Raw genomic sequence first — 23,486 nt, forward strand, 5'->3', positions numbered from 1 at the left:
CGTCATGCGCTGGATGCCTTGCGGCTCCACGCCTGCCACAGCCCCTCCAGCGAGTACACCGCCAGTGCACCCCAGATCAACGCGAACCCGGCGAGGCGCGCCCCGCCAAACGGCTCATGGTAAAGCCATACCCCGAGCAGCAACTGGATCGTCGGCCCGATATATTGCAGCAGTCCGAGCAGCGATAGCGGAATACGTCGCGCTCCGGCCGCAAACAGCAGCAGTGGAATCGCTGTAATCGGACCGGCCGCAGCCAGCAGCAGTTGCGTACTGGTCGACGCTGTGATGAAGCTGTTATGGCCCTGGCTCGCCAACACGGCCAGATAGATAAACGCTACCGGGAACAGCAACAACGTTTCCAGTGCAAGGCCTTCCAGCGCACCTAGCGATGCGGTCTTACGTAGCAAACCGTAAAACGCAAACGTTGCGGCCAGCAGCAACGCAATCCATGGTAAATGCCCGCCATGCCAGGTCAGCCAGGCAACACCGCAGGCAGCCAGCGCGACGGCCATCCACTGCACCACGCGCAAGCGTTCGCGCAATAGCAGCGATCCCAGCAGCACGTTGAACAGGGGATTGATGAAATAGCCAAGGCTGGCCTCAACCACGTTGCCGTTGTTGACCGCCCAGATGTAGATAAACCAGTTGCTCGATAACAGCACCGCACTGGCCGCGAAACCTGCCAGCACTTTGGGCTGACGCATGACACCCCGCAGCCATCCCCAGTGGCGACGCCAGGCCAGCACCACCACGACGAAGGCCAGCGACCACACCATGCGATGCAGAAGAATTTCCAGCGGCGGGACTTCCTGCAGCGACTTGAAATACAGGGGAAAGATGCCCCACAGCGCATAAGCCGTGGCGGCGTAGAGCATGCCAATGTTCATAAAGGGTTCGGTCGTAGGAGTATGCCGCACCGATTACCAATGCAGGCCGATGCAGCGTGTGGCAATGCCACGGAAGCGGGATGCCCGCGAGCGCGTACATTATGTCAGCAATCATCATGCCGCGTGACTGCGCCCTGCGTTGGGTAACACGTCATACGCAAGATAAGACAACGACATTCGCGTACCGCGATGCTTGGCACGCATTGCGCCTGCGGTTATGATCAGTTTCATCAGGTCCGCGTCCCGGCGATATCAGCCATCACCAAACGACAACGAACGATATCAACCGATATCGACTGATATCAATTCATCACCTTACGACTTCATGACATCCACCCCCATCACGCTCATCAACATGATTCGCCAGACCGCATGGGCGCATTCGCTCACCGCTACGCAGATGGCGCAGGTCGAACAGGATGCTGTAGAGCGTTTCGTCCCTTCGGGCAGCTATGTCTGTCGCAAGGGCGACAACGTTGAGTGCTGGATCGGCACCATCGATGGTTTGCTGAAGATGAGTAGTGTTTCGCCGGAAGGCAAGTCGATTACTTTTACCGGGGTTCTGACCGGCGCCTGGTTTGGCGAGGGCTCGCTGCTCAAGAGCGGGCCGAGGCAATACGATGTGGTCGCCTTGCGCGATACCCGGATAGCCGAGATACCGCGTGCGACCTTCCTTCATCTGCTCGATAACAGCATCGGTTTCAACCGCTTCGTCATGACGCTGCTCAACGAGCGTCTCAGCCTGTTCATTTCACTGGTTGAGTATGATCGCATGCTTGACACCAACGCGCGCCTCGCACGGTGTCTCGCCGCGCTGTTCAATCCGCACCTCAATCCGGGTATCAGCCATCAGCTGAAAATTTCTCAGGAAGAGATCGGTTACTTGTGTGGCGCATCACGACAGCGCGTCAACGGCGCCATTCGCGTGCTTGAGGATGCGGGACTGGTACGTGCCGAATACGGTGCCATTACCGTACTCGATCTCGATGGATTGCGCACGTTCCAGGGATAAGGATTCGAACAAGGTCAATCGCAGGCGGTCTATTAGTCGGACCTGGGCGGAGACCGGCATGGTCGCGTGCTGGCTTTGCACGCGACCACCCTGACGTTACCGGACGTCAGGCCGCATGCGGTAAGCCCTTCTGCACAGCCGCATAGTTCTCCATCAAGGCCTTACGCTGAGTTTGATATTGCTGCACCGCTGACTCCTTCACATGCCCGAAGCCGCGTATTTTTTCCGGCAGACCGGCAATCTCGATAGCGAGTGGAAGCTGGTCGGCGCTCAGTGTGTCGAGCAGTGACAGGATCATGTCGCGGTACTCGACGATCAATTGCCGCTCCATCTTGCGCTCGGCGGTATAGCCGAACACATCGAGCTTGGTGCCGCGAAGCTTCTTCAATTTCGCCAATACGCGGAAACCTTGCCATACCCAGGAACCATACTGCGCTTTGACCAGATGGCCTTTGGCATCCTTTTTGGCGAGCAATGGCGGCGCCAGGTTGAATTTAAGCGAGAAGTCACCGTCGAACTGCTTCTTTAGCGATTCGACGAACTGGCCGTCGGTGTACAGACGCGCGACTTCATATTCATCCTTGTACGCCATCAACTTGAAATAAGACTTGGCCACCGCCCGCGCCAGCTTGTCACCCTGGCCCAATGCAGCTTCGGCATTGCGCACCGTGTTGACCAGTTGCTCGTACTGCGCCGCATAGGCGGCATCCTGATAATCGGTCAGGAATGCGACACGCCGCTTGATCAGGGTATTGAGGCTTTCCGGCATTTGCACGGTAACGGTCTGAGCCGGCACCGCAATGCGTTCGACGCGTGCAAGATCAACCGCGGCGCGCCGTCCCCACAGGAAGCTTTTCTTGTTTGACTCGACTGCCACACCGTTCAGCTCGATTGCCCGCAGCAATGCCGCTTCGGAGACCGGCAGTGCACCTTTCTGGTAAGCAAAGCCGAGCATGAACAGGTTGGTCGCAATCGCGTCGCCCATCAACGCTGTCGCCAGCCGTGTCGCATCAATGTAATCGGCGCGGTTGGCGACCGATTCATTGATCAGCGCCTGTACTTCATCGAACGGGAACTGCCAGTCCGGGCTCTTGGCAAAATGCCCGGTCGGTTGCTGATGGGTATTGACGACGGCACGTGTGCGGCCGGCGCGCATCTTGGCAATGGCGTCCGCCGCACCGGCGGTCAGCATGTCACAGCCAAGCACCAGGTCGGCCTCGCCGGTCGCGATGCGCTGCGCACGGATCGAGCCCGGCGTGCGCGCAATACGGATGTGCGAGGTGACCGAACCGTTCTTCTGGGACATGCCTGTCATGTCCAGCACCGACACACCTTTTCCTTCAAGGTGCGCAGCCATGCCGAGCAAGGCGCCGATGGTGATCACGCCGGTGCCGCCAATGCCGTTGAGCAGGATATTGTACGGCGCGTCGCAGCTCGGTAATGCCGGATCGGGCAGGACCCCGAAGTCATCCTGTTTCGCGGTGCCGGTTTTCGATTTTTTCAGCGTGCCGCCTTCGACCGTGACAAAGCTGGGGCAAAAACCTTTGACGCAGGAATAGTCCTTGTTGCAGGATGATTGATCGATGGTGCGCTTGCGTCCGAATTCCGTCTCCAGCGGCATGATCGACGTGCAGTTCGATTGCACGCCGCAATCGCCGCAGCCTTCACACACCGCGGCATTGATGAACAGTCGCTTGTTGGGATCGGGGTATTCGCCTTTTTTGCGGCGACGGCGTTTTTCAGCAGCACAGGTCTGGTCGTAAATCAGAACCGAAACACCTGGTACTTCACGCAATTCACGCTGTACCGCATCCATGTCCTTGCGGTCATGCAGGCTCACATTGGCCGGCAACGACGAGCGGTCTTCGTAGCGGGCGAGGTCCTCCGTGACCAGGGCGATGCGTTGCACACCTTCGGCCGCCATCTGCTGCGCGATCATCGGCACCGAAACCGTGCCATCCACCGGCTGACCGCCGGTCATCGCAACCGCGTCGTTGTACAGGATCTTGTAGGTCATGTTGACCTTGGCCGCAACCGCTGCACGGATGGCCAGGTAACCGGAGTGGAAATAGGTGCCGTCGCCCAGGTTCTGGAATACGTGCGGTACCTTGGAAAATGCCGCCTGGCCTATCCATGGTGCGCCTTCACCGCCCATGTGCGTAGTCAGCTTGTTGAATTCCGGGTAGATCGCGGTGGCCATCACATGGCAACCGATGCCGGCCAGCGCAAAACTGCCTTCCGGAACTTTGGTCGACGTATTGTGCGGGCAGCCGGAGCAGTAATAGGCCGGGCGTGGCGGCGTATTCACCGCTTTGGTCAGCACCTTGTCCTTGGCTTCAAGGAAAGTCAGGCGGGCCTTGATCAGGTCGCTGGTATGAAAGCGGGCGATGCGCTGCGCGATCACGCGCGCGATCTGCGCGACCGAAAAGTCGGCTTTCGAGGTCAGCAGCCAGTCGCCGCGCGGATGCACCCATTCACCTTTTTCGTCGAACTTGCCGATCACGCGTGGGCGGACGTCATCACGCCAGTTGTAAAGTTGTTCCTTGAGCTGGTATTCGACGATCTGGCGTTTTTCTTCGACCACCAGGATTTCATCGAGCCCTTGCGCAAATTCGCGCACGCCGTCCGGCTCCAGCGGCCAGGGCATCGATACCTTGAACAGGCGGATACCGATGTCGGCGGCCATTTTTTCATCGATGCCGAGTTCTTCCATTGCTTCCAGCACATCGAGGTAAGACTTGCCCGAGGCGATGATGCCCAGCCGTGCGTTCGGACTGTCGATGGTGGTGTGGTTAAGCTTGTTGGCGCGCGCATAGGCCAGCGCGGCATAGATCTTGTAGTCCTGCATCAGCGCTTCCTGCTTGCGCGCCTGGATGCCGAGGGTATCGGTCGACAGCCGTGCATTCAGCCCGCCCTCCGGCATCACGAAATCAGTCGGGTAGGCGATCTGCAGGCGGAAGGGATCGGCGTCGACCGAAGCGGTCGACTCGACCGTATCGGCCAGCGCCTTGAAACCGACTGCGCAACCGGAATAACGGGACATTGCCCAGGCATGCAAGCCGAGATCCAGATATTCCTGCACGTTGCAGGGATACAGCACCGGGATCATGCAGGCAGAAAAGATATGGTCGGACTGGTGCGGCAGTGTCGACGAGTATGCGCCATGGTCGTCGCCGGCCACCAGCAGGATGCCGCCATGCTTTGCCGTGCCGGCATGGTTCATGTGCTTGAAGACGTCGCCGCAACGGTCCACGCCCGGCCCCTTGCCGTACCACATCGCAAACACGCCATCGTATTTGGCCGGGCCGATCAGGTCGACTTGCTGCGTACCCCAGACCGCGGTCGCCGCCAAGTCCTCATTGACGCCGGGGACAAACTTGACATGGTTTTCCTCGAGGATCTTTTGCGTCTTCCACAGGGTTTCATCGAGCCCGCCCAAAGGCGAGCCGCGATAGCCGGAAATGAAACCGGCAGTATTGAGTCCAGTCGCCAGGTCGCGCTGACGCTGCATCAGCGGCAAACGCACAAGCGCCTGTATGCCCGAAAGAAAAATCTTGCCGGAAGTTAAGGTGTATTTGTCGTCGAGTTTGACGGGGGCGAGAGCAGAAGCGCCGGTGGATACGGCGTCTGTCAGCCCAGCAGTGGCCACTGCTGTATCGGCTTGCATTACATTGTCTCCAAAATGGTGATTTCAGATAGCGCCTGGCACTAAGGCTGTCGGGTAAGACGGACTTCATGCCAATGTCGCCGGATCGTTGTCGGATCCATACAGCAAACTCTGGTGTGAATCTGCTATGACCTAAAGTGTAGGGCGCGAGACAAACAGATGCAAATATGGAATGCGGATAGGGGTATAAGTTAAACTTATACCTCATCGGGTGATCGGCTCAGGAACCTAGTGCCTCGGCGCTTGACCACTGGCCGCTTTCACACAGGTTCCTAGTAATAGCGAGCACCAGACGGCGTACTGCGGCAGCGCCGTTGGTCAGAGGAATGTTTTTTGAGTAGCAAAGCGCCACGGTACGCGACATCCGCGCGTCGCTGATCGGATACGCAACAAGCAAACCGCGTTCGATTTCCGACAGCAGTGGAGCGACAGGGAGGATCGTCGCTCCGATGTCGGCTAGCAGCGCCGACTTCAGGATCGCGACGGAATTGATGTCGATGACATTCGACACCGATAGTCCAGCGGTACGGGCGCAGTTCTCGATCCGCGGACGCACGCCGTGTTGCAGTCCCGGCAGGATCAGCGGCACCTGCAACGCCTTGGCCAAGGTAATCGATGCGGTCTTTGGTGCAAACTGCGACGCTGCACGCGTCACGAACATCATGTCTTCTTCGACCAGCGGCGTTGTTGCAAACGAGCCGAGTTGCCCATCATCGAACAACACCGCGAGATTAATACGACCGGATTTGAGCTGGTCAATCAGTGTGCCGGATAATTCCTCGGTCAACTGCAGTGAAATTTCCGGATAGGTCTGGCGCACCGCCGTCAGCAGCGGCAACGCCAACGCGTTCGATACGCTTTGCGGGATTCCCAGCGCCACCGTGCCGGATGGCTTGTCGGCGGACTGGGCAACCGCCGACCGGGCGTCGTCGACCTGTTTCAGGATCGCTTGCGCATGCTCGTAAAAAGTCTTGCCGGCATCAGTTGATAGCACGCCCTGTGCGCTGCGATGCAGCAATTGTGCGCCGAGCTCTTCTTCCAGTTGCTGGATTTGCTGGCTCAACGCCGGCTGCGCAATGTGCAGCACGCGTGCGGCGCGCGACAGCGACCCGTGATCGACGATGGCAACAAAGTAGCGGAGTTGACGAAGTTCCATGGGCGGGATGATAACCGGGATTGCCGCAGCGGCCGCGTTTGTCCGTCAGGCGGCCGGCCTGATCGGTTTGCGCTCAATAAAAGACGACAGGATTAGCGAAGTCGACGTTACGCCGCAGCGAGTCAGCTCGACGATGACCTTTTCCAGTTCACCTACCGAGCTCGCTACGACTTTGACGATGCTGCAGTCGTCGCCGGTAATCGAATGGCATTCCACAATCTGCGGCACCTGGGCGGCTACCACTTCGACAGGCGTTTCATGGCTGCGCTTTGACACACGAATGAAGGCGGTAATGCCATAACCCAAAGCGGCCGGATTGACGCGCGCATGGTAGCCAGTGATCACGCCGGTAGTTTCCATGCGTCGCACCCGCTCAGCTACCGCTGGCTGGCTCATATGGATACGCCTTCCGATTTCGGCCAGCGTGATGCGGGCGTCGCCTTGTAGGATTTCGAGAATCTTCGCATCCATCAGATCAAATTCATACTTCATGGCGATTTCTCAGAATTTCAATGAAAGAAAAGGAAAAAACAGAAATTTGCCTTTGATTATCTATTTTAACAGCGCTTTTTGACCACTAGACTGGATATCCGTAAAAAGAAGGATAACAAAATGCGAACCCTCCCCAGACTTGCCTTGCTCGCCCTGCTGACTGTGTATCTGGTCTGGGGCTCGACTTACCTGGCAATTCACTTTGCCTTATTTTCGTTCCCTCCGTTTTTGCTGATGGGAAGCCGTTTTCTCGTCGCCGGCGCACTCTTGTTTGTCGTACTGAAGCTGCGTGGCACGTCCAGTCCGACTGGCCGCCAATGGCGAGACGCCGGAATCGTCGGCACATTGCTACTTGGCGGCGGCATGGGTTTCACGGCAGTCGCGCAGCAAACCGTTTCGTCAGGATTAACGGCGGTCTTCATCGCCAGCGCACCCCTGATGTTTGCCCTGTGGTCCGGCCTTTTCGGCGAATGGCCGGGCCGCCGTGACTGGGTTGGCATTGTCCTCGGCTTTTGCGGAGCCATGCTGCTGGCAAGCGGGGGCGAAATGGCGGCCAGCCCGATCGGCGTGATGGCATTATCGGTCGCTGTATGCAGCTGGACCTTTGGTTCGGTGCTGTCTCAAAAGAAGCTGGCCATGGCGCCCGGTGCCATGGGCTTTGCCAGTGAAATGCTTTTGGGCGGCGCGTTGCTGACCATCGCCGGTCTGCTGCAGGGAGAGCGTATCACCTTGCCGATCGAACTCCAGGCATGGTGGGCCTGGACCTATCTGGTCACCGCCGGATCGCTCGGGGCCTTTTCTGCCTATATGTATCTGCTGTCGCGGGTGTCTCCTGCACTCGCCTCCAGTTATGCCTATGTGAACCCGGTGATTGCCGTTGCGCTGGGTGTCGCACTGGCCGGTGAAACGGTCGGGCCACGTGAAATGGTCGCCATGGCCATCATCCTTGGCAGCGTGATTTTGCTGACCACCTCGCGCACCGCCACCAAACCGACGGACAAGCCGGCGCAGCAAAGAGACGATCTCACCCCGCAACTAAAACCAAGGAGAGCAACATGAGCTGGGAAACCTTCCTGATTTTCGTCGTCACCACCGCGGTGGTTTGCCTGACGCCGGGGCCGGCGGCCTTGCTGGTGGTCGCGCAAGGCATGTCGAACGGCTATCGGCGGTCGTACTGGGCGATTGCCGGCATCGCGCTTGGCAATGCCATTTATTTTGCCTTGTCGGCAACCGGTGTGGCTGCATTGATCGTTGCCAGCAGCACCTTGTTTTCGGTGATTAAATGGATAGGCGTTGCCTACCTGTTCTATCTCGGTATCTCAGCAATCCGCAGTAAAGCGAGTGCGCTGACCGTGAGCAGCGACGCCACCCATGCGACTACCGGTATGCGTGCCTTCTGGCAGGCGATGGTGGTTGAACTGTCCAACCCCAAGGCTTTGCTGTACTTCGTCGCCCTGCTGCCGCAGTTCATTGATCCCTCGCGCCCAGTCGGGCCGCAATTACTGATATTCGGTATTACCTGCATCGGTCTGGATACGATGGCCTACAGCTTGTATGCCTGGCTGGGCAGCAAGACGCGTCGCTTTACCGCAAATGCGCGCTTTGTGAAGACCAGTAACCGTGCGGCCGGTGGCTTGCTGATGGTCGCAGGCGCGATGATGGCAACCTTGAAAAAGGTGGCATGAACCACGCGGGACAGGTCGATATGGGGCTTTGCCCGCCTCCAATATAACCGATGGATAAACGAGGCACTCTTTAGCCGATAGCAAACCAAGGAGTCGGCTGAATGGATTGAGGTTAGCGAGAGAACTAAGACTCAGAAGAACTCGACGGTATCGTTCGAGACTTCGGAATGCAGTTCGCCGCTCTTGACCAGTTCGTCGTAGTAGCAGACGCGGTTGCGGCCATTGGCCTTGGCGTAGTACAGGGCCTGGTCGGCGTGGCCAAGGATGACCACCGGCGATTCATTGGAAATACTGGCAAAGCCAAGGCTGACAGTGACTTTTCCAACCTGTGGGAAGTCATGCTGCTCGACATTGGTGCGGAAGCGCTCGAAAATCTTGCGGGCGTCTTCCAGTGTGGTGGAGCGCAGCAACACTACAAACTCCTCGCCGCCGAACCGGAATACGCGGTCCTGCGAACGGAAGGACTGGCGCAGAAGATTGGCTACCAGGATCAGCACTTCGTCGCCGTAGAGATGGCCGAACTGGTCATTGACCCGTTTGAAATGATCGATGTCGACCACCGCCAGCCATTGACCGATGCCGGAACCCGGCTGATGCCGGCGCTCATCCTGCTCCTGCAGCGCGCTTTCCGGCGAACTGGAGGTCAGAAGGCGTGAAAACTTTTCATCGAAGGTTTTCCGGTTGAGCAAGCCGGTTAGCGAGTCGCGTTCACTGTAATCGAGGATGTTCTGGTAATTCCGGTAGACGCTCAGTATACCTTCCATCATATGCAGCGTATGGCTGCTGTAAGGCGTCGGATTGGTGACCTCGAGGCAGGTGCTGACCTTATCGTTCAGCCAGACCGGCAGCCAAAGCGTACGATCGCCGGCGGCATTGACGTCTTCCATGCAGGTCTTGCGCTGCTTGATGCTTTCGACCAGGGCCGGATAGCGGGTAATCGGCTCGCCATTATTGTCTGGCGCCTCTTCCATCGAAGCGATTTTGCCATCCTTGATGCCGACGCGGGGTCTAATGTACAACTCATCCCTGAACCGGAACAGTTCATGCACAAACACCCTGGAAGCACCAACCAGCTCGTGGAGAGCTGAGACGATGGAACTGTCGAGCAAAGTATGATCGCGCTGACAGGTAATATCCACCAGGTGCTTGAGCAGGGCTTCCATGTTCAAGATCCTGGGTTTTTAAAGAGACTGAAACGAACCAGGGGCAGCCGGCCTTGTGCGCAGAATGGGTTCAGCATGAAAGCGGATGATCCTGGATTCTTGTAAGCGGTGGCGATAACCCGAACCGGCGACTGTACTGCACTGCAGGACGGCAACCAGTCCGAACTTGTAGTTATTTTTGGTAAGACCTTGCGGCTATTCTATCCCGAATCTGCAAAAGTGTAGACGCCTGTCGCATTTATGTCATGGACACTGTGGTATGTGGGTAAAAACGGTCGTAACAGGCGCAAAAGCATCTATTTAGCCTGTCGGCGCGGGTTAAGCGAAGAAGTACTTTGTCATGCTTTCCAGCGTTTCGCTAGAATGGACGCGGTCATCCGACCATTGATTTCCGTCTTGTCAGGAGTGCCCAGCCAATGCCCGCCCAAGTTGCCGCCAGCCGCCACCTTCTTATTGTGGATGACGATGCGCTCATTCTTGCTTTCGTCGCCTCGGTGCTGACACACGCCGGCTATCATGTGACACAGGCCGACTCGGGCGAGACAGCCTTGTCGCTCGCCCTGGAAAATCCGCCGGACCTCGCGCTGCTGGATATCACGATGCCCGGTATGTCAGGCATCGAACTGGCTCGCCGATTACAGGAAGAGACGACGACGCCGGTCATGTTTCTGTCCGCGCATGGTGAAATCGATATCGTCAAGGACGCCACGGCCCATGGAGCGGTCGGTTATCTTGTCAAGCCGGTCGAGGCAACCCAGATCGTGCCGGCGGTTGAAGCTGCGCTGGCCCGTGCCGAAGATATCAAGCGCCTGCGCCGCACTGAGGCCAATTTGACAACAGCGCTGGCAGCCGGCCGTGAAACCAGCATGGCCGTCGGTTTACTGATGACCCGTTTCCAGACGGACCGGGAAACCGCGTTCGAGGTACTGCGGGATTTTGCCCGTTCGCGCCGGCGCAAAATCAATGAAGTCGCTGATGAATTGCTGAAGGCTGAGGAAACGCTGAACGCGTTCAGGAGCGCATTTCTGGAACATGCCCGCAGCAAGTAAGCCTTTAATGTAGTCCGGCCTGACGGTACCAGGCGCTGAACTCGGCACCCGGCATCGGCCGTGCCAGGAAATAGCCTTGCGCCTGATAACAGTGGCGCTGCTCCAGAAAGCCGCGAACCTGTTCCGACTCCAGTCCCTCAGCGATGACCTCGATGCCGAGTGAATGACCGTACGCAATTGCCGCTTCGGTCACCGCGATACTTGCCCGATCGTTCGGCAGCGTCGCGATCAACGAGCGGTCAATCTTTACGCGGTCGATGGGCAGACGGCTGAGTTGCTCCAGGCTGGCATAGCCGGCACCGAAATCATCGAGCGTGATGCGCATGCCGAGCGCCTTCAGCTCGTTCAGTGCGCCGATCGCATAGTCGAGATTGCCAGTCAGTGCACGGTCGCTGATTTCAAACCAGAGCAGGCTTGGATCGATGTCAAGCCGAGGCATTTTGCTGGCAAGGGCATTTGCCAGACCGGCCTCACGAAATTCCATCGCAGACAGGTTGATGCCGATATCGATGGCACGCAAGCCTTCATGTCGCCAGCGACCGTGCTGGGCACAAGCTTCGCGTAGCACCCAGCCGCCGATTTCACGCATCATGCCATTCTGTTCGGCCACCGGCAGGAAGACGTCCGGCGGTACAAAAGAGCCATCCGTTCCAGGCCAGCGCAACAGCGCTTCGACGGCCATCAGCCGGTGCGTATGCATGTCCACGATGGGCTGAAAATACAACTGCAGTTCGTTATGCGCAAAGCCGGTACGCAGGCGCTGCTCGATCTGCCTCGGATCGACGATCGTATCGCCCCCGCCCGCATAAAAGCGGTAGCTGGCCTTGCCGCGCTGTTTGGCTTCATACATTGCCGTATCGGCATTGCGCAGCAGGGAAGCGATATCTTTCCCATGGCTGGGAAAAAGACTGATGCCGATGCTGGGTGAAGTGCGCAATTCAAGATCCTGGATGCGGTAAGGCAGGCTCAGTTGCGTAACCGCATGCTGTGCGGCATGCGCTGCACCCAGTGCATTGTCGAGCTGGGTTACCAGCACCACGAACTCGTCGCCACCCAGCCGGCCAATGATGTCCTGGGAGCGAAATGACATCTTGAGCCGCATCGCAACCTCCTTGAGAACCAGGTCGCCGATGTGATGCCCATAGCTGTCGTTGATCGGTTTAAATTCATCGAGGTCGATGAACAAGACCGCAAACAGCTTGCCACTACGCTGCGCCGCCGACAGCCAGCCGTCCGCCAGTTCCAGCAGCAATGCGCGGTTTGGCAGGCCGGTCAGTCGGTCATGCTGAACCGTCTGGCGCACTTGTTCTTCACGTTGCCTGTGGTCGGTAATGTCGAGGTGGGTACCGATCATGCGCTGCGGCCGGCCATGTTCGTCGAGCACCAGCCTTGCCTTAGCCTGGATCCAGCGATAGCTTTTATCCCGGTGCCGGAAACGAAATTCGATTTGATAATCCTGTGTCGGGTTTTGCAGGAAGTCCTGAATGCGTTCCTGGGTCATAGGCAAGTCCTCCGGATGAACTCGCCGCAGCCATTCGTCATAGCGATTGGTAATTTCGTGATCCTGGTAGCCGATCTGCCGTTTCCAATGGGGTGAAAAGTAGGCATCGTTGCTTGCGATGTCCCATTCCCAAAAGCCCAGACTCGCCATATCGACCGCAAGTTGCAGTTTGGTTTCCGCGTCCTGCAGGCGTAATTCGGCAAGCTTTTTGTCGGTCACATCGGAAAATGTGGCTACTGCCTCAACGATGGATCCCTTCGCATTGCGGACCGGCCTGGCGTTGACCAGCAGACAGACGGTCGTGCCGTCACCGCGCAGATAGGTGATTTCTTCCGGGCCGACATGTTCGCCGCGCAAGGCGCGAATGATCGGAGATTGCTGCGGATCGGCCGGACGCCCTTCGAATACGATTGCGCCATGAGCGGTATGGCTGTCAAAACCAGACATCGCGCGTAACGGCAGGCGCAGCAGGCGCAGCGCCTCGGCGTTATTGAAGAGCAATTTACCGCTGGGTGCTTCCGCAATGGACACACCAACCGGCATCTGATCCAGCACTTCAGCCAAATGGCGAAAGCGCAGATGAGGATCGTTTAACGGGTCGTCCAATAGCATGTTTCCCAATCGAAGATGGGACTTCAGTTCAGCTGATAGACCGGGAAAGGCAGCTGTTGTTTCGCTTTTTGGTCAATAAATCCATCGACAAATGGTAGAAATGCAAAATGTTTTGTCTTGATCAAGTCATGTTTCCTGCGAGCCATATCAATCCCACGCGGTTGCGTCATACGTTGGGGTCGGTGGCAGGAAGTGCTTGTGCTTTCTCACCCATGTTGCTTGTGGAAAGAAACCCATGACCCGGCTTGCTGTCTGATCAAAACGTCCAGACGCGCGTTGCGCCCACCACAATCATCTCAATGAAACTTCTGTTCCAAGAGGCAAGCCAGGCTGATGAACTGTATCGCCTGATTATCGACAATGCTCTCGATGCGTTCGTCGCGATCGACCATCATAGCCGTATCGTTGAATGGAGCGACGGCGCCGAAAGAACCTTTGGCTGGACAAAGGAGGATGTTGTCGGGCGCCTCCTTACCGATACGATAGTTCCGGAACGATTTGCCGCCGCACATGATGCAGGTTTGAAGCAATACCTGAATGGCGGGCCAGGACGTATTGTGGGACGCCATGTTGAAATGCCGGCGCGCCGCAAGGACGGCAGCGAAATCCCGGTCGAGCTGACTGTTACGCCGATGGAGATGCCGGGCACTCAGCTGTTCTTCGCTTCGCTACGTGATATCTCCCAACGCAAGGCGCTGGAAGAATCCCTGCACCAGCATGCCAATATCACGACCTCGGTGCTCAACAGCATGGCGGACGCCGTGGTTGTCGCCGATCTCGATGAACGGCTCATCATGGTCAATCCAGCCGGACAGCGCTTGCTGGATCCTGATCGCAATGGTCTGACGGAAGGCCAGTCACTGGATGCCATCCAGTTGTACCGGACTGACCGATTGACGCCTTATCCCCATAACGAGCGGCCGATTCCGCGCGCATTGCGCGGCGAACATGTCGATGGACTGGTGGCATACGTGCGCCACGCGGGTGACGGCGAAGGCGTATGGGTCAACGCCAATGCGCGTCCGTTGATGGATATCCAAGGAGCGCTGGTTGGTGGCGTGGTGGTGTTCCATGACATTACCGAACTGCGCCGGCGCGAAGAAGCCATGGCGCAGCAGTCGCGGCTGTTGCAGAAGCAGGCGAGTTTGCTGGACCTTGCGCGGGATGCGATCCTCGCCCGCACGACCGAAGACGTCATCACCTACTGGAATCTCAGCGCCGAAAAACTTTATCAGTATCCGCGCGAGGAAGCGCTCGGCCAGGTCAGCCATGTCCTGCTGCGTACGCGGTTTCCGCAACCGCTTGACGAAATCCGGGCAATCGTCCAGCGCGACCATTACTGGGAAGGCGAGGTCATCCATGTTGCCAGGGACGGCCGCGAAATGATCATCTTCAGCCAGTGGGCACTCGAGTTCCACAATGGCCAGCCTTACCGCTATCTTGAAACCAATGCCGACATCACCCAACAAGTCGAGACGGAGCGTGCGCTCAAGCAGTCGCAGCAGGACTTCCGGCTATTGGTCGAAGCATCGACCGACCATGCGATCATGATGATCGATCCACAAGGGTTGATCGCCAGCTGGAACTCGGGCGCTGAACGTATTTTCGGTTACGCCGCGGACGAAGCGATCGGACGTTCAATGGACATGTTGTTTACCAGGGAAGACCGTAGCGTCGGCATGCCATTGCGTGAACTGGAAGAGGCAAAAAGCAGCGGCCGGTCCGACGACGACCGCTGGCACCAGCGCAAGGATGGCGAGCGCTTCTGGGCAACCGGCGCCGTGACGCCGTTATGGAATCCGGATGACAGCCTGCGCGGTTACGTCAAGATCCTGCGCGACCAGACCACCCAGCGGCTAGCGGAAGAGCAGACCCATTTCCTCGCCAACCATGACGGCCTGACCGGCTTGCCGAACCGGGTCTACTTCAGTAATCAGTTGCACCAGTCACTGTCCCTGTCACAGCGCAACGGCGTGCCTTTGGCCATTCTCCTGCTGGACCTGGACCGATTCAAATACGTCAACGATACTTTCGGCCACCATACCGGCGACCTGCTGCTCAAGGAAGTTGCGCTGCGCATTCGCTCCTCCATCCGGGAATCCGACTTTATCGCCCGCCTGGGTGGAGATGAATTCGTCATCATCCAGATGGATGTGTCGCAACCGGACGCGTCGGAGACCCTGGCCCGCAAGCTGGTGCTCGAACTGGGACGCCCATTCCAGCTTGAAGGTCAGGAAGTGTTGAGCGGCACCAGCATCGGCCTGTGCGTGTTTCCGAAAGACGGCAAGAATTCGGTTGAATTGCTCAAGCGCGCCGACCTGGCGCTGTACCGTGCAAAAAATTCCGGGCGCCATAATTTTCAGTTCTATACCTCCGACCTGTATTCGGAACAGACCTGGAAGAAAGACCGCGAGGCGGCGCTGCGCGGCGCATTGAAGAATCACCAGTTCGAGCTCTACTATCAGCCGCTGGTCGAACTGAGCAGCTGGAAGATTTCCACGGTCGAAGCGCTATTGCGCTGGAACGCCACCGAGCTGGAAACCGTGCTGCCAGGAGAGTTCCTGGAAATTGCCGAACAGAGCGGCCTGATCGTCGAGATTGGCCAATGGGCGCTGCGTGAAGCTTGCCACCAGGTACGGCGCTGGCAGGCGCAGGGTTTGAGCGAGCTGCGCCTGTCGGTCAACTGTTCGGCCCGGCAGTTCAATGATCCGAAGTTCGTTGCCATGATTCCTTTCATCCTGGAAGAAGAAGGCCTGCCAGCCGCTTGCCTGGAACTGGAAGTACCGGAATCCATGCTTGCTCAGCATCCGGAAATCAAGGAGCAGCTGTCCTTCCTGCGGGGCTTGGGCATCCGGCTCACCATCGACAACTTCGGGACTGGCGCAACCGCGCTGATCGACTTCAAGGATTTTGGTATCGATGCGCTGAAGATCGACAAGGCGTTCGTGCAACACGTGCCGCATCGCCGCGAAGACTCGGCGATTACCTCGGCCATCATCAGCCTCGCGCACAACCTCGGCATCAGCGTGGTGGCGGGCGGCGTCGAAACCGCGGAACAGCTTGCGTACCTGAAGGCGCGGGACTGTACCGGCGCACAGGGCTTCATCTTCAGTCCGCCGTTGCCGGCGCATGAATTCGAAGAACTGATGCTCAACGGTAGCTGGGCACGCGTGAACCGTATTCCCGGAATGAATGACGGACTCACGGCCAACGACCTGCATTGACGTCGACGTAGTTTCCCTCCGTGCTTTCCTTCAGCACCTCGCGCGGGCGCTCGCTATACTGTGGCGCTCATATCTATTCAACCGATTCGCCCAGGAGACCCGCATGACATCGAAGCGGAATGCATTGCCCAACCCGCGTCGCCGTATCCTTTCCATTGCCGCCCTTGCCCTCGCTGCACATGCTCCATGGGCCGCGGCGCAGTCCTCGGATTTTCCGGCATCCGGCAAACCGATTACCTTTGTCGTTCCTTTTCCACCGGGTGGTCCGCTCGACGCGGTTGCCCGCATTCTCGGCGAAGCCGTCCGTCCCTCCCTAGGCAACGTGGTGGTCGAAAACCGGTCGGGCGCCGGTGGCAACATCGGCATGGACGTGGTGGCAAAGGCCGCGCCCGATGGGCACACGATCGGCATGGGCGCCTTGTCGACCCATGCGATCAATCCATGGCTGTATCCACGCATGCCCTTCGATCCGCTCAAGGATTTTCAGCCGGTCACGCTGGTAGCCGACCTGCCTAATGTGCTGGTGCTCAATGCCGACTTTGCCGCGCAAAACGGTATCCGCAACGTAGGCGACCTGATCGCCTACCTGAAGCGCAATCCCGGCAAGGTCAATTTTGCCTCCGGCGGCAATGGCAGCGGCGGCCACCTGGCAGCGGAACTGTTCAAGCAGGCAGCCGGCGTCTACATGGTGCACATACCCTACCGTGGCGCCGCACCTGCGCAGACCGCACTGTTGAGCGGGGATGTGCAAGTGATGTTCGACAACCTCGGTTCGGCCGCTCCACGCATTCGGGAAGGACGGATCAAGGCTATTGGCGTGACGACCTTGCGCCGGGCATCGGCCTATCCCGACTTGCCGACCGTCGCCGAGAGCGGCGTTTCCGGCTTCAAGGATTTTGATATCAGCACCTGGTTCGGCATTTTTGCGCCCGCCGGCACGCCGCCGGCCATTGTCGACAGACTTAACAAGGAATTTACCGCGGCACTGCGTTCGCCCGCCGTGCGTGAACGCATGCTGAAACTGGCCGCCGAACCTGCGCCAACTACACCGAAACAATTCGGTGACCTGGTGCGCCGCGAAAACCGCCGCTATGAAAGCGTGGTCAAGCGGTCGGGTGCCAAGGTCGATTGAAACGAGGCGAAACCGGGATGAGCGACAGCAGCCACGAATTCGATATCACCAGCATTCCGTTTCGCGGTCTGGTGGAACAGGCGCTGGCGGGCGTCTACATCATCCAGGATGAAGTATTTCAGTACGTGAATGCCACCTGGGCCGCCATGACCGGGCACCTGCCCGAACAACTGATCGGGCAGCCGGTATCTCGTTTCGTGCCGCCCGATGATGTCGCAGAAGTCAGTGCTCGCTATCATCGTCGCGTATCCGGCGTCGAGCCAAGCATGCGATTCGTGGTGCGTGGATTGCACCGGGACGGCAGTACTGTTTTTATCGACGTGCATGGTACGGCGCTGGAATACCGTGGGCGCCCCGCCGTGGTTGGTGTCGGCATTGAAGTCACCGAGCAGCTTGAACAGACCCGGCAGTTGCAGGAATCACGGCAGCAATACCAGGAGCTTGCCGCTTATCTGATTGCGGTTCGTGAACGCCAGCGCTCGGCCTATGCGCGGGAAGTGCATGATGTGCTGGGCGGTTTGCTGACCTCCATGAAACTGAATGTCGGCCGCATTTTGCGCCGTACCGAGCACGATGCGCAGGGCGAGATTCGGGAAATCGCCGATGATCTGAACGGGCTGTTGCAGGAAGCCATCAACAATGTGCGCGAGATTTCCGAATCACTGCATCCGCAGGCGCTGGAGTATCTTGGACTGGCGACGGCCATGGCATCGTATCTCGAGCGTTTTGAAAAACGCTCGGGCATTCGGGTCACCATGCAGCCCAAGGAATTGCACATTCCCTTGAGTAGTTCACGCGCGACCATGGCTTACCGCATCTTCCAGGAAGCGATGACCAACATCGCACGCCATGCGCAAGCGACCGAGGTGACAGTGCTGGTGGCCTGTGATGCCGAATCCCTTCGGGTCGAAGTCCGCGACAATGGGATCGGCATGCCGTTGCGCGCCAACGCCACACCCGACCTGAACGCCCCCTGCTTTGGTATCCTGTCCATGAAAGAACGGGCACGCGAGCTTGACGGCACACTGGATATCGGCTCGGCACCAGGGCAGGGGACGCGCATTGTGCTCATCTCACCGCTCGACGCCAAAGAGGACTTGTAATTTGATTAAGCTGATGATCATTGACGACCATGCGATGTTCCGGTCGGGCTTGAAAAAAATGCTGCATGACGAACCGGATTTCCAGGTCATCGATGAAGCGGGCGACTGGGCCGAAGGCCTGTCCAAGCTGCGCAGTCATGTGCAACTCGATGTTGTTCTCCTCGATATCAACCTGCCGGCACGCAGCGGTTTCGATCTGCTGGAAGTCATTCATGCCGAATTCCCCGCGCTACGGGTCATCATGCTTAGCATGTATTCACAGCAGCAGTACGCGCTGCGAGCATTGCGTGCCGGTGCTCACGGCTATGTAGCGAAAGATATGGAAGCCTCGGACCTGATCGGCGCGATCCGTACTGTCCTCAATGGCAAAAAGTACATGTCGGCCGAGGTGACGGAAATGCTGATTTCTTCGCTCAATGGTCCCGATGATAATCCTGCGGAGCCAAAGAAGTTGTCGATACGTGAGGCGCAGATTTTCGAGATGCTGGTGCGCGGCGAGTCGCTGACCATGATCGCAGCCCGGTTGTCGATCAGCGTGAAGACCGTGAGCACCTATCGCAGCCGGATCCTGGAAAAACGCGGCCTGACCACCAATGCGGAACTGATCCAGTATGCGGTGCGGAATAACTTGATTGACTAGCAAAGCGCTCAGGGAGAGTCGCTCACGTTTCACCCATCGCTGTCGGCTTACCGCCGTCTCGTGACTTGCGGGAGCATGAGACGCGCCATCCGACCTTGCTCTACGCGGCGTAAGAGGTGTTCAATGCCGTCATCGATGCATGGAACCGCAAGGCATGCCTTCCATGCCATCTGATTAATCTCAAACTTCCTGATTCCGACAACCGAGCTACGTCTGCCGTCACGCTGCACTTAACGTCACTAACCCGATGATCGCGTGACATCGCAGCGCAGCATCTGCCCCACGGTTGCGATGTCAGAACTTTCCGACATGCGCGCCTGCGCTTTCCGACTTGTTGGCGTCGCCGGCTCTTCCTATCATTTTTTGCATCTGCGCACCGTGTGCTGCGGACGGCGCCTGCGGGCGACCAAAATAACATTCTGGAGACGATATGAACTACAACACGCCGTGGTTACGGGTTCTTCCCGTAACTGCCATCAGCCTCGTACTGGCTGCTTGCGGTGGTGGCGGCAGCAATGAAGCCGCCGCACCGGACATCAAGGTCTTGTCCAGCCGGGCCGACTTTGTCAGCGGCGGCGATGCGCTCGTCGAAGTCAGCGTTCCGACCGGCGTCAATGCGTCCGACATCAAGGTCGACGTCGGTGGACGCGATGTCACCAGTGCCTTCGCGGTACGCAACGGGCGCCTGGCCGGCCTGGTCAGTGGCCTGGCAAATGGTGACAACACCATCACCGCCCAAGGCAATGGCTTCAAGGCGGCCAGCCTGAAGGTCACCAACTATCCGATCGGTGGTCCGATGATTTCCGGACCACAGGTACAGCCTTGGGTCTGCGCCACGCCGACCGCTCAGGCCGAATCCGGCAGCACGCCGTCCAGCAACGGCAGCGGCCTGTCGACCACGGCAACCGATGCACAATGCAACATCAAGACGGAAGTCCGCTATTTCTACAAGACGAATGCAGCCGGTTGCACCAACGCGCTGCCCGACCCGACACCACCCGCTGTCGCGCCGGCCAACGCCTGCTTCAAGCCCTACGATCCTGCGGCACCGGCGCCGACCGACATGGCAACCACCACGACTGATGCCGGTGTCACTGTTCCGTACATCGTCCGTCGCGAGCGCGGCACGGTGAACCGTGGCATTTACGATATCGCCGTACTGGCCGATCCGAGCAAGCCCTGGACCGCGACAGCGCCGCAATCGACCTGGAACGGCAAGGTACTGTACCAGTTCGGCTCCAGCACAGGTCAGCCACGCAAGCAGTTCCGCCCGCAAGGTTCATGGGCTGACGACAAGTCGCTGTCACGCGGCTTCATGGTGGTGCAGAACAGCCTGACCGATTCCCAGTACAACTCGAACCGCGTGCTGATGACCGAAACGGTCATGATGATGAAGGAGCGCATCGCCAAGAATTTCGGTGAGATCAAATTCACCATGGGGGCTGGCTGCTCGGGTGGTTCGATCAACCAGAACACCGCTTCATCGATCATGCCGGGCTTGCTGGACGGCATCCAGCCGACTTGTACCTACCCTGATTCGGAAACCACCACGATGGAAGTACAGGACTGCGTCCTTCTGGTGGAAACCTATCAGAAGCCCGAATGGCTGGCACTGATGACCGCGGCCGGTTACACCCAGACGCAGATCAATGCCAAGAAGGCTGCGGTCAATGGTCACGTCGACCAGACCGCCTGCCATGGATGGAACAACCTGTTCGGCAACAACAGCAAGCCGGGCAACTTCTCTGCGCGGATAGTCAGCGACAATGTCACAGGTGCCATCACCCAGGCTCCAACGACAACCAATAACTGCGGGCTGCCGGCATCCATGGTGTATGACCCTGTCAGCAATCCGAACGGTCCGCGTTGCGGCGCGCTCGACAGTGCCGTTGCCATCTTTGGCAAGGTTCCCGGAACCAACTACGCACGCGATACGCGCGACAACGTCGGCGTGCAGTACGGTTTGAAAGCCTTCGTCAGCGGCGCCATCACGGCGGAAGAGTTCGTCACACTGAACGAGAAGATCGGCGGCGTGAACCGTGATTCGGTGTTGTCGGCCAACCGTACGGCTGCGGATCAGGAAGGCCTGGAAATCGCTTATCGCGCCGGCATCGTCACCAGCGGCAAGCAGCTGGCGAAGACACCGATCATTGATATGCGCGGCTGGGATGACTCGCTGCTGGTGCCACTCGCCAACGGCGCAGTCGGTTCCGCGGCCGGTCTGACAGGCATCCACCATGTATGGCGCAGCTTCCAGTTGCGTGATCGCATGGACAAGGCTAATGGCAATCACGACAACCATGTGATGTGGCGTTACGGACGCAATGGCTTCGCTCCTTCTGGAGCCGTCGCCCTAGACTCTTTCCTGACCATGGATAAGTGGCTGACCAACCTGAAAGCCGACACCAGCACGACACCAATCGAGCAAAAGGTGGTCAAAGCCAAACCGGCTGAGGCAGTTGACTTCTGCTACCTGAGCAACGACGTCACGCAAAGCACCAAGGTCACCAACAAGGCGATCTGCGATGCCGACCCGTTCCTGCGTCCGGCCAGTTCGCCGCGCCAGGTGGCTGGTGGGCCGTTGTCGGAAGACATCCTGAAGTGCCAGTTGAAGCCAGTCAGTGTGGCTGACTACGCACCTCAGACATTGAGCGCGACACAATTGCAACGTCTGCAGGCAGTGTTCCCGACCGGTGTCTGTGACTGGAGCAAGCCTGGCGTGGGCCAGCAGGCCGCTGTTTCGCCGCTGACTTTCGCAGCCGGCGCCGGTGGCCAGCCGATTCCAGCCGCGCCGGTATCGACACCGCGCTGATCCTGAAACGCTGAAATTTCAGGTCAGCATGGCCCGCATCCTGTTGGGTGCGGGCCATTTTGTTATTTTTGTTATGCTGTTGACCGCACCAGCATTTACGATGGATACGTTGTATCGCATGAGGAGACAAAGATGAGCCAATACAAAATTACCCGAAGAAATTTTATCAAGGCATCGGCAGCCGTCGGTGCCACCATTGCACTTCCCGCGTTCGGGCAGGCGCAATACCCGTCACGCCCGGTCCGCCTGCTGTGTCCATGGCCGGCGGGCGGTTCCACCGACGTGGTGATGCGCGCGTTCGGCGATAGCCTGGCCAGAACATTGGGCGGCACCGTGGTCGTGGAAAACAAGCCGGGCGCCGGCGGCATCCTGGGCGCAGTCGAATTGGCCAACGCACGGCCGGACGGCTACACGCTGTCGCAGCTTCCACTGGGCATCTTCCGTTTGCCGCACATGCAAAAGGTCTCTTTCGACCCGATGAAGGATTTGACCTATATTGCCTGCCTGACCGGGTACACCTTCGGCATGGTGGTGCGCGCCGATTCGCCGATGAAAAGTATCCAGGACGTGGTCGCCTATGCCAAGGCCAATCCGGAAGCGTTCAGCTATGGATCGACAGGCACCGGCACGACTCCGCACCTGGTCGTCGAACAGTTTGCCAAGCGGGCAGGGATCAAGTTGCTGCATATCCCGTTCAAGGGAAATGCCGATGGCATGCAGGGTTTGCTTGGCGGACATGTCATGGCGCACAGCGATGCGACCGGCTGGGCCTCAGCGGTGGAAGCGGGCAGGGCGCGTCTGCTGGTTACCTATGGCAGCAAGCGTACGAAGCGCTGGCCAAATGTGCCGACCTTGCAGGAACTGGGTTATCAAACCGTATCCGATTCGCCGTTCGGCATTGGCGGCCCGAAAGGCATGGATCCCGCGCTCGTGAAACGCCTTCAGGATGCGTTCAAGAAAACGCTCGAAGATCCGCTGGTCACTGCGACGCTGGACAAGTTCGACCAGCCCATTATTTATATGGATAGCGCAGCCTATACCAAGTTTGCTCAGGATACCTTCCGGGAAGAGAAGGAAATGATCGAGAGCATGGGTCTCTCCAGGAAAACTTAATTATTCTGTAAATTCTCCTGCAATATGACGGTATCTGATAACAGCTGCCGTCTTTTATCTTCTATACAAAAGCGATCAGGCTTTTGTTGGCAACAGGCTATCGAGCGATCAGCAGGTGTGGTGGTCGACGGGGAAACTGTCAAGGCCAGCGTGGCAGTTGGGGTGACAACTCTGGACCCGCAGGATGACAATGTGCGTAGCTGAATCAAGCGCGCGGATGACGGCCTCTACAAAGCCA

Annotated in this window: 16 protein-coding genes; 10 read left to right on the forward strand and 6 right to left on the reverse strand. The window is 58.3% G+C overall.

Annotated features, from left to right (window positions below; translation table 11 throughout):
• Positions 1 to 2: 2 nt before the first annotated feature.
• The gene (gene rarD, locus ACFQUU_RS11390) at positions 3 to 887 is read right to left on the reverse strand and encodes an EamA family transporter RarD (RefSeq protein ID WP_382247098.1); all 885 of its coding nucleotides are present in this window, start codon (positions 885 to 887) and stop codon (positions 3 to 5) included.
• Between the two features lie 325 nt (positions 888 to 1,212).
• Here rarD and ACFQUU_RS11395 point away from each other — a divergent pair, with 325 nt between their 5' ends.
• Positions 1,213 to 1,899: a Crp/Fnr family transcriptional regulator gene (locus tag ACFQUU_RS11395; RefSeq protein WP_382247101.1), complete on the forward strand. Its 687-nt coding sequence runs from the start codon at positions 1,213 to 1,215 to the stop codon at positions 1,897 to 1,899.
• 106 nt (positions 1,900 to 2,005) lie between these two features.
• Here ACFQUU_RS11395 and ACFQUU_RS11400 read toward each other — a convergent pair whose 3' ends face one another.
• The 3 genes from ACFQUU_RS11400 to ACFQUU_RS11410 form a co-directional block, all read right to left on the reverse strand.
• The gene (locus ACFQUU_RS11400) at positions 2,006 to 5,566 is read right to left on the reverse strand and encodes an indolepyruvate ferredoxin oxidoreductase family protein (protein ID WP_382247104.1); all 3,561 of its coding nucleotides are present in this window, start codon (positions 5,564 to 5,566) and stop codon (positions 2,006 to 2,008) included.
• A 220-nt stretch (positions 5,567 to 5,786) separates the two neighbouring features.
• The gene (locus ACFQUU_RS11405; RefSeq protein WP_382247107.1) at positions 5,787 to 6,722 is read right to left on the reverse strand and encodes a LysR substrate-binding domain-containing protein; all 936 of its coding nucleotides are present in this window, start codon (positions 6,720 to 6,722) and stop codon (positions 5,787 to 5,789) included.
• Between the two features lie 45 nt (positions 6,723 to 6,767).
• Entirely contained in the window at positions 6,768 to 7,214 is a 447-nt protein-coding gene (locus ACFQUU_RS11410) for an Lrp/AsnC family transcriptional regulator (RefSeq protein ID WP_057288780.1), read from the reverse strand.
• A gap of 120 nt (positions 7,215 to 7,334) precedes the next feature.
• On the opposite strand from ACFQUU_RS11410, the gene yedA reads away from it, so the two are divergent.
• Together yedA and ACFQUU_RS11420 are read left to right on the forward strand one after the other, a co-directional pair.
• Positions 7,335 to 8,273, forward strand: a complete 939-nt coding sequence (gene yedA / locus ACFQUU_RS11415) for a drug/metabolite exporter YedA (RefSeq protein ID WP_382247112.1) — start codon at positions 7,335 to 7,337, stop codon at positions 8,271 to 8,273.
• A complete protein-coding gene (locus tag ACFQUU_RS11420) occupies positions 8,270 to 8,899 on the forward strand; it encodes a LysE family translocator (protein WP_382247115.1) in 630 nt (209 codons plus the stop codon). The genes yedA and ACFQUU_RS11420 overlap by 4 nt, the downstream gene beginning before the upstream one ends.
• A gap of 131 nt (positions 8,900 to 9,030) precedes the next feature.
• Here the strand turns inward: ACFQUU_RS11420 and ACFQUU_RS11425 are convergent, their stop codons facing one another.
• Positions 9,031 to 10,062, reverse strand: a complete 1,032-nt coding sequence (locus tag ACFQUU_RS11425) for a GGDEF domain-containing protein (RefSeq protein ID WP_382247118.1) — start codon at positions 10,060 to 10,062, stop codon at positions 9,031 to 9,033.
• 416 nt (positions 10,063 to 10,478) lie between these two features.
• On the opposite strand from ACFQUU_RS11425, the gene ACFQUU_RS11430 reads away from it, so the two are divergent.
• A complete protein-coding gene (locus ACFQUU_RS11430) occupies positions 10,479 to 11,111 on the forward strand; it encodes an ANTAR domain-containing response regulator (protein WP_382247121.1) in 633 nt (210 codons plus the stop codon).
• 4 nt (positions 11,112 to 11,115) lie between these two features.
• On the opposite strand, the gene ACFQUU_RS11435 is transcribed toward ACFQUU_RS11430, so the two are convergent.
• Complete coding sequence (locus ACFQUU_RS11435; protein ID WP_382247124.1) at positions 11,116 to 13,218, reverse strand: EAL domain-containing protein; 2,103 nt, start codon at positions 13,216 to 13,218, stop codon at positions 11,116 to 11,118.
• A gap of 305 nt (positions 13,219 to 13,523) precedes the next feature.
• Between ACFQUU_RS11435 and ACFQUU_RS11440 the strand changes: the two genes are divergently transcribed.
• From ACFQUU_RS11440 to ACFQUU_RS11465, 6 genes are all read left to right on the forward strand, one after another.
• Positions 13,524 to 16,448 carry an EAL domain-containing protein gene (locus tag ACFQUU_RS11440; RefSeq protein ID WP_382247127.1) on the forward strand — a complete coding sequence of 975 codons (2,925 nt, stop codon included), beginning with the start codon at positions 13,524 to 13,526 and terminating at the stop codon, positions 16,446 to 16,448.
• A gap of 103 nt (positions 16,449 to 16,551) precedes the next feature.
• Complete coding sequence (locus ACFQUU_RS11445) at positions 16,552 to 17,580, forward strand: Bug family tripartite tricarboxylate transporter substrate binding protein (protein ID WP_382247130.1); 1,029 nt, start codon at positions 16,552 to 16,554, stop codon at positions 17,578 to 17,580.
• A 17-nt stretch (positions 17,581 to 17,597) separates the two neighbouring features.
• Entirely contained in the window at positions 17,598 to 18,683 is a 1,086-nt protein-coding gene (locus ACFQUU_RS11450) for a PAS domain-containing sensor histidine kinase (RefSeq protein WP_382247133.1), read from the forward strand.
• 1 nt (position 18,684) lies between these two features.
• A complete protein-coding gene (locus ACFQUU_RS11455) occupies positions 18,685 to 19,323 on the forward strand; it encodes a response regulator (protein ID WP_382247135.1) in 639 nt (212 codons plus the stop codon).
• A 430-nt stretch (positions 19,324 to 19,753) separates the two neighbouring features.
• On the forward strand, positions 19,754 to 22,135 hold the full coding sequence (locus tag ACFQUU_RS11460; protein ID WP_382247138.1) for a DUF6351 family protein: 2,382 nt from the start codon (positions 19,754 to 19,756) through the stop codon (positions 22,133 to 22,135).
• Positions 22,136 to 22,267: 132 nt separating this feature from the next.
• On the forward strand, positions 22,268 to 23,248 hold the full coding sequence (locus ACFQUU_RS11465) for a tripartite tricarboxylate transporter substrate-binding protein (RefSeq protein WP_382247141.1): 981 nt from the start codon (positions 22,268 to 22,270) through the stop codon (positions 23,246 to 23,248).
• Positions 23,249 to 23,486: the final 238 nt, after the last annotated feature.

It is taken from the genome of Herbaspirillum sp. GCM10030257 (assembly GCF_042666555.1).
GTDB lineage: Bacteria > Pseudomonadota > Gammaproteobacteria > Burkholderiales > Burkholderiaceae_D > Noviherbaspirillum.